This is a genomic window from Marinobacter sp. M5B, assembly GCF_042604615.1.
GTDB classification, from domain to species: Bacteria; Pseudomonadota; Gammaproteobacteria; order Pseudomonadales; family Oleiphilaceae; genus Marinobacter; species Marinobacter salarius.
This window is the reverse complement of sequence record NZ_CP156894.1, coordinates 1,191,302-1,210,190: the sequence shown is the minus strand read 5'-3', so window position 1 is coordinate 1,210,190 and position 18,889 is coordinate 1,191,302. Positions and strand designations below refer to the sequence as shown.

General features: G+C 58.2%; 18 protein-coding genes. 5 read left to right on the top strand and 13 right to left on the bottom strand.

Annotation, left to right across the window (positions count from 1 at the left end; genetic code table 11):
* Positions 1-174 precede the first annotated feature (174 nt).
* Positions 175-1,263, top strand: coding sequence for a GGDEF domain-containing protein (locus tag AAGD24_RS05480; protein WP_379866785.1), 1,089 nt, complete (start codon positions 175-177; stop codon positions 1,261-1,263).
* A gap of 36 nt (positions 1,264-1,299) precedes the next feature.
* On the opposite strand, the gene lipB is transcribed toward AAGD24_RS05480, so the two are convergent.
* The 11 genes from lipB to AAGD24_RS05425 form a co-directional block, all read right to left on the bottom strand.
* Positions 1,300-1,938: a lipoyl(octanoyl) transferase LipB gene (gene lipB / locus AAGD24_RS05475; protein ID WP_379866783.1), complete on the bottom strand. Its 639-nt coding sequence runs from the start codon at positions 1,936-1,938 to the stop codon at positions 1,300-1,302.
* A 4-nt stretch (positions 1,939-1,942) separates the two neighbouring features.
* On the bottom strand, positions 1,943-2,212 hold the full coding sequence (locus AAGD24_RS05470; RefSeq protein ID WP_036203854.1) for a YbeD family protein: 270 nt from the start codon (positions 2,210-2,212) through the stop codon (positions 1,943-1,945).
* 32 nt (positions 2,213-2,244) lie between these two features.
* Positions 2,245-3,411 (bottom strand): D-alanyl-D-alanine carboxypeptidase family protein, encoded by a 1,167-nt coding sequence (locus AAGD24_RS05465; protein WP_379866781.1) that lies wholly within the window; start codon positions 3,409-3,411, stop codon positions 2,245-2,247.
* Between the two features lie 31 nt (positions 3,412-3,442).
* Positions 3,443-4,312, bottom strand: coding sequence for a septal ring lytic transglycosylase RlpA family protein (locus tag AAGD24_RS05460; protein WP_379867304.1), 870 nt, complete (start codon positions 4,310-4,312; stop codon positions 3,443-3,445).
* Complete coding sequence (mltB, locus tag AAGD24_RS05455; RefSeq protein ID WP_292049714.1) at positions 4,312-5,337, bottom strand: lytic murein transglycosylase B; 1,026 nt, start codon at positions 5,335-5,337, stop codon at positions 4,312-4,314. Before mltB ends, AAGD24_RS05460 begins: the two co-directional genes overlap by 1 nt.
* Before the next feature lie 138 nt (positions 5,338-5,475).
* On the bottom strand, positions 5,476-6,618 hold the full coding sequence (gene rodA / locus AAGD24_RS05450) for a rod shape-determining protein RodA (protein WP_292049713.1): 1,143 nt from the start codon (positions 6,616-6,618) through the stop codon (positions 5,476-5,478).
* On the bottom strand, positions 6,618-8,510 hold the full coding sequence (gene mrdA, locus AAGD24_RS05445; RefSeq protein WP_379866779.1) for a penicillin-binding protein 2: 1,893 nt from the start codon (positions 8,508-8,510) through the stop codon (positions 6,618-6,620). The genes rodA and mrdA overlap by 1 nt, the downstream gene beginning before the upstream one ends.
* A 9-nt stretch (positions 8,511-8,519) precedes the next feature.
* Positions 8,520-8,990, bottom strand: a complete 471-nt coding sequence (rlmH, locus tag AAGD24_RS05440; protein ID WP_379866777.1) for a 23S rRNA (pseudouridine(1915)-N(3))-methyltransferase RlmH — start codon at positions 8,988-8,990, stop codon at positions 8,520-8,522.
* A 2-nt stretch (positions 8,991-8,992) separates the two neighbouring features.
* Entirely contained in the window at positions 8,993-9,343 is a 351-nt protein-coding gene (rsfS, locus tag AAGD24_RS05435) for a ribosome silencing factor (protein ID WP_036203834.1), read from the bottom strand.
* An 88-nt stretch (positions 9,344-9,431) separates the two neighbouring features.
* Positions 9,432-10,064 (bottom strand): nicotinate-nucleotide adenylyltransferase, encoded by a 633-nt coding sequence (gene nadD / locus AAGD24_RS05430; protein ID WP_292049710.1) that lies wholly within the window; start codon positions 10,062-10,064, stop codon positions 9,432-9,434.
* 6 nt (positions 10,065-10,070) lie between these two features.
* Complete coding sequence (locus tag AAGD24_RS05425) at positions 10,071-11,327, bottom strand: glutamate-5-semialdehyde dehydrogenase (protein WP_379866775.1); 1,257 nt, start codon at positions 11,325-11,327, stop codon at positions 10,071-10,073.
* Positions 11,328-11,506: 179 nt separating this feature from the next.
* On the opposite strand from AAGD24_RS05425, the gene AAGD24_RS05420 reads away from it, so the two are divergent.
* Genes AAGD24_RS05420 through AAGD24_RS05410 form a run of 3 tightly spaced genes read left to right on the top strand, consistent with a single transcriptional unit; the run spans position 11,507 to position 14,963 of the window.
* The gene (locus tag AAGD24_RS05420; protein WP_379866773.1) at positions 11,507-12,517 is read left to right on the top strand and encodes a GGDEF domain-containing protein; all 1,011 of its coding nucleotides are present in this window, start codon (positions 11,507-11,509) and stop codon (positions 12,515-12,517) included.
* Positions 12,514-13,512, top strand: coding sequence for a GGDEF domain-containing protein (locus AAGD24_RS05415; RefSeq protein ID WP_379866771.1), 999 nt, complete (start codon positions 12,514-12,516; stop codon positions 13,510-13,512). The genes AAGD24_RS05420 and AAGD24_RS05415 overlap by 4 nt, the downstream gene beginning before the upstream one ends.
* Positions 13,509-14,963, top strand: coding sequence for a bifunctional DedA family/phosphatase PAP2 family protein (locus tag AAGD24_RS05410; protein ID WP_379866770.1), 1,455 nt, complete (start codon positions 13,509-13,511; stop codon positions 14,961-14,963). Before AAGD24_RS05415 ends, AAGD24_RS05410 begins: the two co-directional genes overlap by 4 nt.
* Positions 14,964-14,973: 10 nt before the next feature.
* Here AAGD24_RS05410 and AAGD24_RS05405 read toward each other — a convergent pair whose 3' ends face one another.
* A complete protein-coding gene (locus AAGD24_RS05405; protein WP_075194935.1) occupies positions 14,974-15,552 on the bottom strand; it encodes an LON peptidase substrate-binding domain-containing protein in 579 nt (192 codons plus the stop codon).
* A gap of 56 nt (positions 15,553-15,608) precedes the next feature.
* Positions 15,609-16,865: an HDOD domain-containing protein gene (locus AAGD24_RS05400; RefSeq protein WP_036203812.1), complete on the bottom strand. Its 1,257-nt coding sequence runs from the start codon at positions 16,863-16,865 to the stop codon at positions 15,609-15,611.
* A 145-nt stretch (positions 16,866-17,010) separates the two neighbouring features.
* On the opposite strand from AAGD24_RS05400, the gene ilvD reads away from it, so the two are divergent.
* Positions 17,011-18,846, top strand: coding sequence for a dihydroxy-acid dehydratase (ilvD, locus tag AAGD24_RS05395; RefSeq protein WP_379866768.1), 1,836 nt, complete (start codon positions 17,011-17,013; stop codon positions 18,844-18,846).
* Positions 18,847-18,889: the final 43 nt, after the last annotated feature.

Here is an 18,889-nt window from a genome sequence, read left to right as displayed (position 1 = left end):
GCGTGCCGTCAATTCATTGCCCTTGGGGCCAATGCAAACTGCCCCTTCTGTGTTTACTTCTGTCCTTGGTGAAAGGTTTTACGTTTTTACACAGACCCCACAGCCAAAGCCGTTTAGTATAAAAATGTGGTCGACGACCTCGCCACAGATGCCCAAAACAACAAGACAACAACAATGACACAAACCACCAGCAGACCCTCCGACACCAAACTGTCACAGTTCCGGGTGAAGGGTGAAATTCCGGTTCCGATGCTGATCGGCTGGCTTACTCTGGCAGCGGTCCCCATCCTGCTGTTCTTCGCATGGCGGTCCCTGGACCGCGGAATGCCTGGCTCCGCCACAACTCTGATCGTCTTTGCCGTGCTGCTCGGTGTCAATGGTATTGTTTATCTCATCAGCCACAACAGTACCCTGCAACGCCGCGGTTTTATTACCGCGATTACGATCCTGTTCACCTATCTGGCAATCAATGCGGTGGAGGACGGCTCTGCCATTATCTGGCTGTTTGCCTATCCACCCATCATTTTCTACATCAGCGAATCGAAAGTGGGCGTGCTTGCCTGTTCCGGTGGCCTCGCGGGGGTGGGTCTGCTGTTCAGTCCGCTCGGGGACCTGGTTTTCGATTCGCCCTACAGCACCAGTTTCCGACTCACCATGCTTGCCGTACTGGGGTTTGAGATGTCCACCTGCTACGTCCTGGACCAAAGCCGGCGGCGCAGTAAACTCGGACTGCTGAAACTGGCTGCCGAGTTCGAATACGCAGCCAAACACGACGCCCTGACCGGGCTTGCCAATCGACGTGAAGCTCACGAACAACTGGAAACCGAATATCAGCGCTACCTGCGCAATTCGCGCGGCTTTTCGGTGTTATTGATGGACATTGATCTGTTCAAATCTGTCAACGACAACCATGGTCATCAGGTGGGTGATGAAACCATTGTGATGGTAGCCAGGACGTTGCAGGAACACAGCCGGAAAGTCGATACGCTGGCGCGCTGGGGCGGAGAGGAATACCTGGTATTGCTGCCCGAGACTAACACTGTCGAAGCCGTCAAGACGGCTAACCGCATACGCCAGACCATTGCATCAACACCCATAGAGGTCCAGGACGGGAACATCAACACCACCATCAGTGTCGGAGTAGCCACTATCCACGGCGCCGAGTCCGTCGACCGCCTGCTACAGCGCGCCGACGAAGCGCTTTACCGGGCAAAAACTCTGGGGCGAAACAAAGTGTGTGATTTTGAGACTACCCACGGCTAGCAAGGTAACCGCCTCAGTCGGCACTGGAGCTGAGCTTTACCAGCCAGCTACCCGTCGAACAGCGCCACCCGCCAGGCCACTAACCAGTTCGTCCGACAGAGTAGGGGCAAGGCCGGCAACGGTTGTCTCGGGGACGAAGTCGCTGACCTGGCACATCGCCATGCCAGCATAGCCACAGGGATTGATCCGGCGAAACGGCTCCATGTCCATGGCCACGTTCAGGGCCAGGCCATGGAACGAACACCCTCTCCTTACACGCAGTCCCAGCGACGCAATCTTCGCTTGTTCTACGTAGACACCGGGCGCATCCGGACGTGGCGCTGCCGTCACCCCCATACCCGCAAGCGTCCGGACAATGGCCTGCTCGATGACATCAACCAGTGAGCGAATTCCCAGGCGGTGGCGGGTCAGGTCTATCATCAGGTAGACCACAAGCTGACCAGGGCCGTGATACGTCACCTGGCCACCGCGATCCACCAGTATCACCGGGATATCACCGGGGGCCAGTATGTGCTCAGCTTTGCCAGCCTGCCCCTGGGTGTAGACCCTTGGGTGTTCCAGCAACCAGAGTTCATCGGGCGTGGAGGCATCCCTCTCGGCCGTGAACGATTTCATTGCTTCCCAGGTTTCCAGGTAGGGCTGTTCACCCAGATCACGAACGATCAGCTCGGCCATCAGGTTACAGCACCATATGAACCCGGCCGCTGGCCTTGAGTTCCTCGAACAGGGCTTTCAACTGCGGCTCGCCCGTGGCAACGATCTTAAGGTTTACTGAGGCAAATCGACCGCCGCGACTGTCTTTCACCGTCACGTCGTCGTTCGAAATGCCAGGGGCATGCTGCTCCACAACGCCCACCACAAACTCGACAAAGTCTGGCGCGGCGTCCCCGATTACCTTGATCACGTAGTCACAGGGAAACTCGATCTTGGGTGCCTTTGGTTCGCTCATCTCGGTCTATCTCCTACAGGCAACTCGCGCCCTTACTCGAAGAGCTGAACAAAAAATAGTTTGATGGCGTCCCAGATCCGCTTGAAGAAACCACCTTCCGGGATATCGCTGAGTGCCAGCACCGGCTGATCCACGACCACATCATCGCCGAGCTTGACGGTCACCCGGCCCAATTCGTCGCCCATGGAAATGGGCGCCTTGATCACTGAGTCGAGTTCAACGGTGGATTCCAGGGAATCCCTTGAGCCTCGGGGAATGGTGACGTAAACATCTTCTGTCAGTCCTACGGACAGGCTATCGCTTGCCCCGCCCCATACGCGCGCTTCCAACAGTTCCTGGCCAGTGCGGAACAGGCGCTCGCTCTGGTAATAGCGGAAGCCGTAGTTCAGCATTTTCTGGACTTCCTGGGCGCGGGACGAGGTGCTGTCTGTTCCCATCACCACAGCAATCAGGCGGGTGTCGTTGCGCTTGGCTGACGCCACCAGGCAGTAACCGGCTTCCTCGGTATGGCCTGTCTTCAGCCCGTCGACACTGTCGTCACGCCACAAAAGACTGTTGCGGTTAGGCTGACGAATGTTGTTGTAAGTGAAGTGCTTCTGCGCATACAGCGGGTAGTTTTCCGGGTAGTCATTGATGATCGCCTTCGCCAGGAGGGCCAGATCGTAGGCAGTGGAGAAGTGATCCGGTGCAGGCAATCCAGTGGCATTTGCAAAACTGGACTCGTTCATACCCAGAATCTGTGCCTGCTGGTTCATGATATCGACGAACGCCCCTTCACTGCCGGCAATGTATTCGGCCAGTGCCACCGAGGCATCGTTCCCAGACTGAATGATGACGCCCTTGAGCAAGTTCTCGACCGACACCTCTGTGCCTTCCTGAACAAAGGTACGGGAGCCTTCGGTTCGCCAGGCGTTGACGCTGACCGGCACCATGTCGGACAAGGAAATCCGCCCCTCATCCAGTTCCCGTTCCACAATATACGCCGTCATCATTTTGGTCAGACTGGCCGGCGGCAGACGCTCATGACTGTTCTCTTCCATGATAATCCGCCCGGAAAGCGGATCCATCAGGATGTAGGAACTCGCCGCGATCTGCGGTGATGATGGAATCAGAACAGCCTGTGCCGCAACCGGCATTGCCGGAAGCAAGATCAGGAGCAGAACAGCAGAGAAGGCTCGGAACGCTTTATTTAGTGCCATGGGTCCATTCAGTTTCAAGTAAGTGACTGGTTCAATGAGTGTCGGTCAGAAGTATTGACTGACCAAATCCGTGAGTTTCAAGTAGGCTCTGGGCTCTCAGGGCTTCATCCTCATCCCTGAACGGCCCGACCTGAACGCGGTGAAAGCGGCCAGAGGCCGTCTCCACTTCCCTCACCCGCATTGGGTTTGCGACTGCACGCCGCGCCCGATCCAAAAGGGCTTCGGCCGGGTTGCGCTGGCTGAACGAACCCAGTTGCACGAACAGGGCCTCGCTGACCGCGCCAGGGTCCGTCAGGCGCTTTGCATCCACAGGTGCTCCCGATTCCGGGAACGGCTTGCCGGCAAGCGTCATCGAGCCGTCACGACTCACCGTGATGGCGGCCACCTCGACCCTGGCCGTACCCCTGCCCTGATAACCCAGCTTTTTGGCCGCAGCGTAGGAAAGGTCGATCAGGCGATCCCCATGGAAGGGGCCACGGTCATTGACCCTAACCACCACCGAGCGACCGTTATCGAGGTTGGTCACCCGTGCGTACCCTGGAATTCTCAGGCTCTTGTGCGCCGCTGACATCTCGTACATGTCAAAAACCTCTCCATTCGAGGTTTTGTGACCATGGAACTTCTCACCATACCAGCTCGCAGTGCCGCGCTGAACATAGCCATCGTTACTGCCCACGACATGATATTCCTTGCCCCAGACCTGGTAGGGTGACTTGTTTCCAGCGCGGCGCGGCTCCTCAAATCGAGGCGTGGCATCGGCAAGCCCCGATACATCGAAGTTGCCTGAGGGCGCACGGTCCTGGCTCAGGGTGTAACGGGAGGAATGGTCAGGTTCGGGCGATGATGCACACCCTGCCAGCAGCAGTACCCCGAAAACCAGTAGTAAAACATGGCGTTTCATCACGAGCTGTTACTTTCCCCATTGTTTTCATTTGCCAGCGGTCGCATCCGCTCTTGGAGCGCATCTGCCAACTGGTACACCGCCATGGCGTATAGATGACTGTGATTGTAGCGGGTTATCACATAAAAGTTATGGTAGGTCAGCCATAGTTCAGCGCCCTTATCACTGACTAGACGGATCGCCCTGGCTTTAGCGTCGCCGGGCACATCCAATTTCGGGACGATACTCGCCTGCCGATAGTCGTTGACCGTCAACGTCGGCTTCAGTTCCCTGGTCAGTAATGGTGAGTTATTCGGCAGACTGTCACCCACCTGCTCCGCTACAGGCTCACCGGTTTGCCAACGATGGGCGTGAAAATAATGGGCGACACTGCCGATGGCATCCACGGGATTGGCCAGGATGTCGGTAACGCCATCGCCGTCAAAATCAAGAGCGTAATGCCGGTAGCTGCTGGAGATGAACTGACCGTACCCCATCGCCCCCGCGTAGGACCCCGTCACTTCCAGGGGGTCAAAACCCTGTTCGCGGGTCATCAGCAAATACTGGACAAGCTCGCTGCGAAAAAAGCGACTCCGGGGCGGATAGTCGAATGCCAGAGTGGCAAGTGCATCAAGCACCCGATACTTCCCTTTGTAGGTGCCATACCAGGTTTCGACGCCGATAATTGCTGCGACGATTGACGCAGGTACACCGTACTCACGTTCGGCGCGCTCAAAGGCTTCCTGATGCTGCTTGAGAAAGTTGACGCCCTGCTCTATGCGCTCCTCACGTATAAAGATCCGACGGTATTCGTACCACTCAAGGGTTTTCTCAGCCGGTCGGCTGATAGCTTCCAATATCGAGTCACGGCGCTGCGCATTGGCCAGTATTGCCGAAACACGCTCGGCTTCAAACCCGTAACGTTCCGACATTTCACGAACAAAATCACGGCTTTCAGGTGTTTCATTGTAGGGACCGGCCTGTACAGGGGAAGCAAAGCACGCCATCACCCATCCGACACCTAACCAATACCTGACAGCTTTCATGAATCCCCTTGACTGGCTTCGACTCGAGAACCTTATCAATACAACGTCACCACAGCTGCGGCCCGTTATCGCGGCCAAGATTACCATGGCTGCGGACCCGGCAACCATTACTCCCTGTCCATGGTCGGTGCCGAGTCATCACGCGCTGATCATCCGCCTATGGGTATGGACCGACATCAACACCCCAAACGCCGCCATCAGCGTTACCCCTGAGGTTCCGCCATAGCTGACCAGCGGCAGCGGCACACCCACTACCGGCAGAAGACCACTGACCATACCCACATTGACGAAGACGTAGATAAAAAACGTCATCGTCAGCGCGCCCGCCAGCAGCCGGCTGAACGAATCCTGTGCCGTCGATGCAATGTAAAGGCACCGCAGAACAATCAGGAGGTAGAGCACCAGAAGAACAAGCATACCCACAAAGCCAAATTCCTCCGCCAGCACCGCAACGATGAAATCGGTATGGCTCTCAGGAAGAAATTCAAGATGGGACTGCGTGCCCTGGAGCCACCCTTTGCCATCCATGCCCCCCGAGCCAATAGCGGTCTTGGACTGGATAATATTCCAGCCGGCGCCAAGCGGATCGCTCTGCGGATCCAGCAAGGTCAGTACGCGCTGCTTTTGATACTCACGCATAACGAAGAACCACATCAATGGTGCCGCCACTGATAACATGGCAAGAAAGGCGCCAATCAGGCGCCAGCCCATACCGGCAAAAAACACCACGAAAATCCCAGCGGCGCCGACCAGCAACGAGGTCCCCAGATCCGGCTGCAGGATGATCATCGCCATGGGCGCCAAGACAATGAGTAACGCCACCGCAACATGGCGAAGTCTGGGAGGCAGGTAATGGCGCGAAAGGTACCAGGCGGCCATCATCGGCACTACCAGCTTCATCAGCTCCGAAGGCTGGAAGCGGGGCAACCCTGGAATGGCCAGCCAACGCTGTGCTCCCTTGGCACCAACGCCAACCAGCAAGACCGCTGCCAATCCCACAATCCCGGCCAAAAAAAGCCAGGGCGACCAACGCCGGAACACAGCCGGGTCAAGCTGGGCGAACACGAACATCACCACCAGGGCCACCCCCATCCGGATGCCCTGCGCTTTCACAACTTCCAGGTTGCGGTCGGCCCCGCTGTACAAAACGAACAGCCCACCCGCGATAAGGGTCAGCAACAAGAACAGTAGAATCGGGTCGATATGCAACACCGACCATATTCCCCTCGGGCCTGACAGGGGGTGACGTGCCGACTGATTAAACAGGCTACTGGCTGGCATCAGTGGCTCCCCTCCCCGGATGAACCAACCACGATTTCACTGTCTGTCCCGGAGAAATCCAGCAACCAGGCATCAAACATGGCCCGGGCAACAGGCGCAGCCGTTCCGCTACCGCTACCACCGTTTTCAACGATAACCGCAACGGCGATCTGTGGGTCTTCTACCGGTGCAAAGCCGACAAACAGAGCGTGATCCCGCAAACGCTCACGGATTTCCTCTTCGTCGTACTCTTCATCCTCGGCGAGGCTGAACACCTGCGCTGTACCGGTTTTGCCAGCCATTCGATAAGGTGCCCCCTTTGCTGCTCTGCGGGCCGTGCCTTTGTTGCCGTGCATCACTTCGGCCATGGACTCCACAACAAACTCCCAGTCATCCGGATTTTCAAGCTCGATGGACTGGTGCGTACCCGTCGGCAGCGCCTCATCAATCGATTGATCACCCTTGATGTCTTTCAGCAGCCTCGGTTCGGCCCAATGACCACGGTTCGCGATCACGGAGGTAGCGGTCGCCAGTTGTAGCGGCGTCGCCAACATGAATCCCTGCCCAATACCAAGGTTGACCGAATCCCCGGGATACCAGGGCTCGCTGTGGATAGCACGCTTCCAGTCACTGGAGGGCAGCAGGCCGCTGAGGGCTCCGGCAACGTCCAGGGTGGCGTCTTCTCCGAACCCGAAGTCGGAAAGGTATTTGTGCATGGTATCGACGCCCATGGTCACAGCAGCCTCGTAAAAATAGATGTCACAGGATTCTGCTACCGCTGACTTCAGATCTACCCATCCGTGACCGCCCCGCTTCCAGTCACGCCAGCGTCGACCGCCAGAATTCAGCTGGTAGTAGCCGGGATCCCAGATGGTCTTGTCCCGGGTAACGGAATTGCTGTCAAGCGCGGCAATGGCCAACATGGGCTTGAGGGTGGAGCCAGGTGGGTATTGGCCCCGTAAGGCACGATTGAAGAGGGGCTTATCCACGCTTTTGCTAAGTGATCGATAGGCTTCAACACCTATGCCGGTCACGAACAGGTTGGCATCAAACCCGGGCACACTGGCAAGGGCGAGGATCCCTCCGGTGGAGGGTTCGATGGCAATAATGGCGCCACGCCGGCCATCCAGCAGGTCGTGAGCGAGCCTCTGCAACCGCAAATCCATATGCAACTGAATATCTTCCCCGGGCACCGGGTTTTCGCGCTCCAGTACCCGCAGGGTTCGGCCCCGCGCATTGGTTTCCACATGCTGGTAGCCGACTCGCCCGTGCAGGAGCTCCTCGTAGAAACGCTCCACCCCGGACTTGCCAATATAGTTGGTCCCGGCATAGTTCACCGGATCAATTCGCTGCAGTTCCTGTCGGTTGATGCGCCCCACGTAACCAAGGGCGTGGGCAGTCAGCGTACTGTGCGGGTAGTACCGAACCAGTTCCGCGGACACCTCGACACCGGGCAACTCATGGCGATGAACCGCAAGGCGCGCGATTTCCTGCTCGTTCAGGTCGTAGCGCAGGGGCAACTCCTGGAACGGACGACGAGGTTCAAGCAGCCGACGCTGGAACCGTTCCATGTCTTCCTCGGAAATACTCAGCATGCCCCGGAGCTTTGCCAGGGTCTGCTCCATGTCATCAACACGCTCGGGCACCAGCGTCACGCTGAAGACCGGGCGATTCTCTGCAAGCAGGACATCGTTGCGGTCATAGACCAGCCCCCGGGGAGGCGCCACGGACTGAACCTGAACACGGTTTTTGTCGGAAAGCGTGGTGTAGATGTCATGTTCCACGACCTGCAGTTGGTACATCCGGGCGATCAACACGCCCAGCAATACAAAGACCAGCAACAGCATGACAAAGGCACGACGCTGAAACAGACGCCGTTCGGCAGCGATGTCTTTGAACTCTCCCCAGGGCATATCGGCTTCCTAGGCCCGGTGATAAGGATGATTACGGGTGACGGACCAGGCGCGATAGAGCTGCTCGGCAAGCAGGATGCGCACTAACGGATGAGGCAGGGTCAGCGCCGACAGCGACCACAACTGATCGGCCCTGTCCCGGCAGGCGTCTGCAAGGCCATCCGGGCCTCCGACAAGAAAACTGACGTCGCGACCGTCCAACTGCCAGCTTTCAAGCTGGCCAGCCAATTTTTCAGTGGACCAGTTGCGTCCGCCAACTTCCAGTGCAATCACCCGGTCACGAGGACCCAGCACCGACAGGATTGCGTCACCCTCTCGCTGCATCAGCCTGGGGATATCCGGATTCTTGCCACGATGGGCCAGGGGAATTTCCACCAGATCAAGAGACAACTCCGGCGGCATCCTGCGGGCATACTCGTTATACCCCTGGCTGACCCACTCGGGCATTTTCTGCCCTACACAGACCAGGCGTAACCGCATGATTATTCGCTACCCGCAACACCCAGATCGGGAGCATCACGCCAGAGGCGTTCGAGGTCATAGAACTCGCGGGTTGCCGGCATCATAACGTGAACCACCACGTCGCCGAGATCAACCAGAATCCAGTCACTCGCATTGGCGCCTTCCACATTGCTGGCACGAACCCCCTGCTCCTTCGCTTCGGACAAGACCGAGTCCGCCAGGGATTTCACATGCCGATTGGAGGTACCACACGCGAGGACCATGTAGTCCGTCACACTGGTTCTCCCCCTGACATCAATGATACTTACGTCCTGCGCTTTGACGTCCTCAAGCGCACCCACGACCAGCTCTTTCAGTTGCTCTGCCTGCATAATCACCCTGTTGGACGGGCAGCGGCGAAGGCAGCCACCCGAAAAGTCATTTTCAGACGGGATTGTAGCACTAAAAGTTCCCGTCCGGTCATGCGCCGTATAGTCTCTGGCGCTGAATTTCCCGCCATACCGGGTCGGGCAGCAGATAACGCGGAGAGTGGCCGGAAAGAATCCGATCTCGAATACCGGTCGCAGAGATATCAAGTAACGGCGGGTCGAGTTGCAAAATGTGGCCACAAGGCGCGCGGGACAAGGCCTCTACCCGTTCGACTGACCGTTGGCTCAACAATCGCGCCGGCACACCGTCCGGTGCCAGACCCGGTCCCGGGCGTTGCACGACGACAATGTGTGCCAGTTCTGGAATCCGCTCCCACTCCTGCCAGCGGTCGAAACCGGCGAAGGAATCCGTACCCAGGACCATGGCGAGCGGCTCGTCGGGGCCGATCTCCGCCCTCAATTGGGTCAACGTCTCCGCGGTGTAGGACGCGCCTTCCCGCCCCAACTCGCGGTCATCCAGAGTCAGCCCGGGCTCGCCAGCAATGGCCAGTTCCAGCAAGGCCAGACGCTGTGCGCTCGTGGCACCCGGCACATCACGGTGAGGAGGCACGTGGCAGGGCATCAAAGCCACTTCCGCCACCCCCAACCGCTCCCTTAGCTCGACTGCGAGCCGCAGGTGGCCGTGATGTATCGGGTCGAAGGTGCCGCCATAGATCACATGCATGCGCAATCAGGTCCGGATGTGGCCGTCGCCAAACACCACGTATTTCTGTGATGTCAGACCTTCAAGGCCAACCGGACCGCGGGCGTGAATCTTGTCTGTGGAGATGCCGATTTCTGCACCGAGACCATATTCGAAACCGTCCGCAAAACGGGTCGACGCATTGACCATAACGGAGCTGGAATCCACTTCCGTCAGGAATCGGCGGGCCCGGGTATAGTTTTCCGTGACAATGCTGTCTGTATGCTGAGAACTATAACGATTGATGTGTTCAATCGCGCCATCAAGCCCATCGATCACCTTTACCGCAAGCACCGGGGCCAGATATTCCGTGCCCCAGTCGTCCTCAGTAGCACGAACAACATCGGGAAGAATGTCCATTGTCTGCGGGCAACCCCTGAGTTCCACACCTTTGTCCCGGAAGGCGTCCGCCAGCAAAGGCAGAATATCGGCCGCGATTTCCTGGTCCACCAGCAGTGTTTCCATGGTATTGCAGGTGCCGTACCGCTGGGTCTTGGAGTTCACCGCTATGCTCAGGGCTTTTTCGGGATCAGCATGGCTGTCGATATACACGTGACAGATACCATCGAGGTGCTTGATCACAGGTACGCGCGCATCACGGCTGATGCGCTCGATCAGGCCCTTACCACCTCTTGGGACTATCACATCCACAAACCGGGGCATGGTGATCAGTTCGCCGACGGCGGCCCTGTCGGTGGTTTTCACAACCTGCACAGCACTTTCTGGCAGCCCTGATTCCTTCAACCCCTTGGCCAGACAGGCTGCAATGGCCTGATTGGAGTGAATGGCCTCAGAGCCCCCCCGCAAAATAGTGGCGTTTCCGGACTTCAGACACAGGCTGGCGGCCTCCACGGTCACGTTGGGCCGGGATTCGTAGATAATACCGATGACACCCAACGGCACACGCATGCGACCAACCTGTATTCCAGAGGGTCGATACGTCATATCGGTAATTTCGCCAATCGGATCCGGCAACGATGCCACCTGGCGCAGCCCTTCAATCATTGCATCGATGCGCGTCGGGGTCAGCTCCAGCCGGTCCAGCATCGCTGCGTCCAGACCGTTGGCACGGCCACCCTCCAGGTCCCTGGCATTGGCTGCGGCAAGCTCATCGCGCGCAGCATCCAGAGCCTCGGCTGTTGCCAGCAACGCCTGGTTGCGAACAGCCGTTGTGGAACGGGCCACCGCTCTCGCGGCCTGCCGTGCCTGCTGCCCAACCTCCGCCATATAAGCTGCAATATCCATCCGATTACCTTTCACGTTTAAAATCGATAGTACGAATCAGGACCTAACTTTACCTTTCCCGTTTCAAGTACGCATCCCAAGCGATTATTATACCGGCCTGACACACTTTATTCCGCGGGTCATTGAACAAAACCTGCTGTATGCTTTAAAACACGGACGCCCGGGAGAGGACGGATACCATGGCTCAGATGGCCGAAAAATTCCTGTTAAGCCGCCTGTCGAGAACTGGATTCCTGATCCTGATCGCCATTGCCGCGTTTGCAGTAATCCAACGAGAAACGCTGACAGTCATCACCGCCATTGTCGCGGCGGCGCTGGTCTTCAGCGGCAATACCTTTCACCCCGGACGCTCTCGGCAACCGTGGCCAGCGATCCACCGCCTATTGTTTGTTGCACTACTGTCGCTCCTGGCCACCAGCCTCTGGACAGGGCCCTGGAGCCTGACCCACTGGCTTTACGTGGCACCACTGGTCGGCTTTGCCCTGCTACCCGTCACCTGGGCCGGGGCCATCACCGCGCTCTGCGCCGTTCTTGCTATGTCTGCCACCCATTGGTCCGCCGGCTTGCCAGAACGCCACCAGATGCTTAGTGCACTGCTGCTGACCGTTATGCTTTCCGGCCTGCTGGTTTTCCTGCGGGAGTACAAATCGCGACAACTTGCGCCCCTGCGTCGGACCGACGAGCTTACCCAGGCTGCCAGCCGCGAATATCTGACGGCTGATCTACACAAGGAAATCCAGCGCAGTGAACGGGAAGGCACTGATATGTCGGTGATCATGATCGGCCTGGATACACACCTGAGCGACAGTGACCCGGATGCCGATATACGTTCCATACTGCCACGAATCGGCCGCTACCTGCACTCCCAACTGAGGGATTTCGACACCTACTATCGGGTCGCAGACCTTCAGTTCCTGATCATACTGCCAGGCATCCCCACGGCAGAAGCGGCATCACAGGCCGAGACGATCCGAAAGGGACTACGCACCCTGCTTGCCTCCCACCAATTACATCTGACGGTCAGTGCGGGAATCGCCGGCCTGAATATCGGCGATGATGCGGACAGCTTGCAGCAATCTGCTGCCAATGCCTTGCGGCGCGCCCAGCAACAAGGGGGCGATCGTGCCCAGTCCTACAGTACCTGGACTCACACATCGCCTCCACCCAGAACAGAAGGGCCGGTACTATGACCGAAACCCGCCTGAGAAGTTTTACGCATCTAGCCGGCTATGCATTCGCCAGTCTTTTCATTGCAAGCCTGGCGTTCCAGAACCTTCGTTACGGATTTTATGATTTGTTCTTCCTGGCTGCCGGAATGGCTTTGCTGACGGTCGCGGGCGCTGGCTATACCTTCATATGCCGCCGCCGCCAGTTATCGGCACCTGGGCATCTCATCATCCTGACAGCTCTGAACAGTGGGTTGGTGGCGGCCATGTTTGCCCTTGACCCGCCTGGAATCAGTCATTGGGTTATGCCCCTGGTTGTGCTGAATCTACTGATCCTTCCGCTACGACAGGGGCTGATCCTTTCCCTGTTATTGCTGGTCGCACTGGCACTCTTTCTACTCCTGTCATCGCCCCTGATGTACGCCATAACCATCAGTGCCGGGGTGTTTGCTCTGGTCGCGGTGGCCGCGCTGTATATCTGGCACTACGACCACATGGCACAATCGGCAGAGGATCTGGCCATTACCGACCCGGTGACCGGCGCCCACAATGCACGCTTCCTGGACGAAACCCTGCAAAAGGAAATTTCCCGGGCCATTGTCATGTCACACTCCCTGTCGGTGATTTCCCTGGCCATTGATTACGCCGAGGAAGCCGAAGATCTGCACGGCCAGGCCGGCATGCAGCGACTGCTCAGGGACCTCACCCAGCACCTGTTTGACGTTATCCGTGCTGGCGACACCCTTTACACGCTTGAAGACGGCGAGTTTTTCCTGATCCTGCCCTTCACACCGGAAGAAGGCGTACGCGTCATCGCCGAACGAATTCGGCGGACCATCGCGGAACAGAACTGGCCTCTGGCCGGAAAAGTGACTGTCAGCCTTGGCTGCACCACTCGCGCCAGTACCGACATCCGCACGGCGGACCTGCGAAAACGGGTTAGGCATGCATTGGAGGAAGCCCGTAAACGTGGTGCCGATTCGGTCTGGTACAGCCAGGGAGATGTTCGCCCATCATGATGCCGGAGTGGCTACAGTCACTGACCGACTGGCTGGCAACCAACCCGGGCTGGCTGTCAGCGGCGCTGTTCCTCACAGCATTCCTCGAGTCCCTAGCCTTTGCGGGTATCCTGATCCCCGGGGTTGCCATCCTGTTCGCCGTGGCGGTGCTGGCTGGCCAGGTGGCCATACCGGTGGCCGAAGTCCTGCTGTGGGCCGGCGCCGGAGCCGTTGCTGGCGACGGCATCAGCTTCGCCCTCGGCAGACTGTTTCAAGGACGCCTGGACAGGCTTTGGCCACTGAATCGTTTCCCGGGATTTATCGGCAAAGGCGAGGCTTTCTTCCATCGTCACGGCGGTAAAAGCGTCGTTATCGGACGCTTTGTGGGCCCGATTCGACCAATCATTCCGCTCATCGCCGGCGCATTTCTGATGCCGTGGCGACGGTTCCTGGCCTTCAACCTGTCATCGGCAGTGGCCTGGGCACCAGTCTATGTATTGCCGGGGTATCTGGTTGGTAGCGCCCTGGCCAGCGAATTCGAACCACCCGCTCACTTTTACCCTGTGATCGCAATCAGTGCCGCAATACTGCTGGTGATTTACCTGTTGCTTTTCCGCTTCCAGTTAGGTCTTGGGCATGGCAGCCAGCTCTACCTGTGGTTGTCGCGCCTCACGGCCCGCTACGATTCGACCCACCGCTTCTGGCGCCTGTATACCAGCCAGCGACCCGCGCAGGCCGGCGAGTTCCCGCTACCCTCATTGTCGTTGGCACTGGGAGCCGGGGCTCTGTTTATGATTTGGGGCCAACTGGCCATCGCCACCCAACTGCTGGCGCCGTTTGATGAGCTGACCCTTCAGTGGTTTTCTCAGTTGCGGACCCCGCTTCTGGACCCGATAATGATCCTGCTGACGCTTCTCGGGGACCCACCGGTACTGCTGGCAGCAGCGGCGTTGAGCGCTCTGGCCCTTTACTTTCGTGGTTACTACGCCGCCGCCATCCATGTGGCGGGAGCAGCACTGCTCACGACTGTGTTGGTCTGGGGCTTCAAATACCTGACCGCCATACCTCGGCCGGACGTTGTCTTCGGACCTCCGGATTCGGGCGCTTTCCCCAGCGGCCACGCCACCGGCGTCACCGTTCTTTCTACCCTGGCAGCAAGCTTTATCGCCAGGGAAAGCCGGAATATCAGACGCTGGCGCTACTACCTGCTTTTCAGTATTCCCATTATCCTTGGGGCGCTAAGCAGACTTTATCTGGGCGTTCACTGGTTTACCGATGTGGTGGCGGGGGTGTTTCTCGGGCTCTCGATCTGCGGGTTCGTAAGGGCCAGCTATAGCCGCTACGACAACGTCCCACTGGCAAGGGATGGAACGCTATTGATTGCGGGGTGGGGATGGCTCGCCTTCGTGGCCTGGTATGTAACGACACAATGGTCAAACGCGGTTGTGCTCTACAGTGTCACCGCTCCGTAGCAACCATTGTTCAGCTTTCTTCCAGTGCTTCCAGCAACCCCAGCAGACGCTCCAGGCGCTCCAGGGGCGCCTGGAGCTCCACCAGCCGCTGCTTTTCCTGCTTGTCCAGCGGCAGTAATTCGGTCAACCGCCACCCCACATCCCTGGCGTCGTCGTAGTCTACGTCCATATCCAGTTCCCGGACGACCGGATGGCGAAACAACGCTTTCAACACCGAGGGGAGTTCCGCGAAACGCTCAGGAACAGGCGTTTGCTCCTCCGCCAGCAGGCATTCCACATCCCCGACATTCAGTCCGTCCGGCTGCTGCCAGGAACGTACCACCGTTACCTTATCCTTGCCTTCAACGGTAATACCCAGCAAACCGTTATCCATCTGCTGGAAATCAATAATGCGAACATAGGTGCCGATATCGTAGAAAGCCACCGACTTGCCCGTTTCCAGACCTTCCCGAAGCAGCACGACTACAAATCCCCGATCCTCCTTGAGGCAACGGGTGAGCATATCGATGTATCTGGGCTCGAACAGCTGCAGGGGAATCCGTCCACCGGGCAGCACTACAGAGTTCAGCGGGAAAAGGGGTACATTCATTGTTGGTATTGTCACCAGTAAACTAGCTCCGGAGGAATGACGACCCTGTCATATCCTCAATGAATTGAAAGCAGGCGATGGACTTCGTCCACCCTTGCACGGGCTTCCGTCAATAGCTGCAGGCTTCGGGACGCGTTCAGCTCAAGCTCACCAAGACGGCGATAGGCAGGCACCTCGTCAAACGGTGGCAGAGACCCGTTCTGACTGGACCCAATCATCGCATGCAACTGGGCGACAATCACGATATCCACCAGCTGAGGTGAGGATTCCCGGCACTCATACCCCCAGTCCTCCGCATGCCTTGTCGCCTCCAGAAAGCCATTAGGGAACGACCAGCTTTCCAGGATTGCGGTTCCCACATCGGCCCTGAGCTCGCCAATGGCATGCTCAAGATTGGCCTGATCGGCAAACAGATTGACGTGATGCTCCGCCTGCACCAGCACCGGCACGACTCCGATATCGTGCAACAGCCCTGCGAGCAACGCCTCTTCCGGGTTGATGGAGGTAGCACTATCCGCAAGCACCCAACACAGGGCGGCCATCTCACGGGAATGGCGCCAGAGTTTGTCCATTTCCTTTTGCAGCGATGCCTGTTTGGTTTTGAACACCTCGCGCATCGAAAACACCGTAACCAATTGGCGCGTGGTACGCATGCCCAACCGGATAACCGCCTCGCGAACGTTGCGAACATCACTGAATCCACGGTACAGGGGACTGTTGCAGGCTCGAACCAGTTTCGCAGCCATCGACGGGTCCGCCGAGATTGCACTGGCAACCTGATCCGCCGTGGAATCTTCCCGGTCTACGGTTCTGCGCACTTTCCAGGCCACATCCGGCACGCTTGGCAGGGTCAATTGATTGGAGCGCAGCTCGGCATAAAACTCCATCAGCAGATGGTGTTCTTCGCTGCCCTCGTCGCCAGCCCCGTCACCGGAATCCATTTCCACCTGGGGCACGGGTGCGGCCCGCAATAGCTGGTTGAGGATGTCCTGCTGAATAACGAGGAACTCGCTCGCCTTGATGGCGGTCACGTTGTACATCCGGGGTTGCAGCCGGGCAATGGGGTTAATGGCCTTGTCGGTATCGGCCTCGATGGTGGACTTGCGGCCGTCAATCGACTCCAGCTCTACACTGCCGTGGATCAGGAATATGTCCAGGCCATCCCGCACGCCGCGCTCTACCACTCGCTGGCCCGGGCCGTGGGTTCTTCTTTCCGCCCGACTTGCGAGCAAAACCAACTGGTCATCCGTCAACCGGTTCAAGGGTTGAAACTGCTTGAGACGACGCAGAGGCAGGCTTTCCTGGCCAGCCATAGGACTACTCCTCGATCAGTTATTCGTTCGTTCTGTTACACATTGTAAGCGCGGAATCCCAAAACAACCATGCGATCAAGGGGTAATCTGGTATCCTCTTGCGTTCCATTTTCCGACCCAGTTAAAGAAGAGAGACCAGACAACCATGCCCCAGTATCGTTCGCGGACATCTACCGCAGGCCGCAATATGGCTGGCGCACGTGCTCTTTGGCGCGCCACCGGCATGAAGAATGAAGACTTTGGCAAACCCATCATCGCCGTTGCCAATTCCTTTACTCAGTTCGTTCCCGGCCATGTACACCTCAAGGATCTGGGGCAGTTGGTCTGCCGGGAAATCGAGCAAGCCGGCGGCGTTGCCAAGGAATTCAACACCATTGCCGTGGACGACGGCATTGCGATGGGGCATGACGGGATGCTGTACTCCCTACCTTCCCGCGAGATCATCGCTGACTCCGTGGAATACATGGTCAACGCCCACTGCGCTGATGCCCTGGTCTGCATCTCCAACTGCGACAAGATCACCCCGGGCATGCTGATGGCCGCCATGCGCCTGAACATTCCCGCCATTTTCGTCTCCGGTGGCCCCATGGAAGCCGGCAAGACCAAACTCTCGGAGCACAAACTCGACCTGGTGGATGCCATGGTCATCGCTGCCGACCCGAATGCGGATGACGAAACCGTCGCAGAGTACGAACGCAGCGCCTGCCCCACCTGCGGCTCCTGTTCCGGCATGTTTACAGCCAACTCCATGAACTGCCTCACCGAAGCCATTGGCCTGGCTTTGCCCGGGAACGGCTCAATGCTCGCTACCCACTCGGACCGCGAAGCCCTGTTCCTGAAAGCCGGAAGACAGATTGTGGAGAATGCCCGCCGCTATTACGAGGATGACGACGCCAGTGTGTTGCCTCTGAGCATTGCCTCCATGGAAGCGTTCGAGAACGCCATGGTGATGGACATCGCCATGGGCGGCTCCACCAACACCATCCTGCATTTGCTGGCTGCGGCCCAGGAGGGCGGCGTGCCGTTCACCCTCAACGAAATTGACCAGTTGTCCCGCCGGGTACCCCAACTTTGCAAGGTGGCGCCGAATTCCCCCAAGTATCATATGGAGGACGTTCATCGCGCTGGCGGCATCATGGGCATCCTTGGCGAACTGGAACGGGGCGGACTGATCAACACCGACCTGCCAACCGTACACAGCAGAACCATGCGCGAGGCCCTGAAAACCTGGGACATCATGCAGGAGCCCACCCCTGAAGTGGTCGAATTCTACAAGGCCGGTCCTGCCGGCATTCCCACTCAGACCGCCTTCAGCCAAAGCACCCGCTGGCCCTCCCTTGATGGCGACCGCGAGGCAGGCTGTATTCGTTCCGTTGAAAATGCCTACTCATCTGAAGGCGGCCTGGCGGTTCTCTTCGGCAATATTGCCCTGGACGGCTGCGTGGTCAAGACGGCCGGCGTGGACGAAAGCATCTACGTCTTTGAAGGCATGGCACGAGTATTCGAAAGCCAGGATACCGCGGTCGAAGGCATCCTCAACGACGAGGTCCAGCCTGGAGAGGTGGTCATTATCCGCTACGAAGGCCCTCAGGGCGGCCCCGGTATGCAGGAAATGCTCTATCCCACCAGTTACCTGAAGTCCAAGGGGCTGGGTAAAGAGTGCGCCCTGCTGACTGACGGCCGATTCTCCGGCGGCACCTCAGGCCTTTCCATTGGCCATGCCTCCCCTGAAGCGGCTGCAGGTGGCGCCATTGGGTTGATCGAGAACGGTGACCTGATCCGTATCGACATTCCCAACCGGTCCATCAACGTGGAGATAGACCAGAACGAACTCGCTCGTCGACGGGAGGAGCGGGATGAGAAAGGCTGGAAGCCCGAATTGTCACGGCCGCGCAAAGTCTCGGCAGCGCTGAAGGCTTATGCGTTGCTGGCAACCAGCGCCGACAAGGGCGCGGTCAGAAACCTGGAAAAATTAGGCTAAACGCACGCGGGCCCGGGGTAGCGACTACCCCGGGCCCGAATTC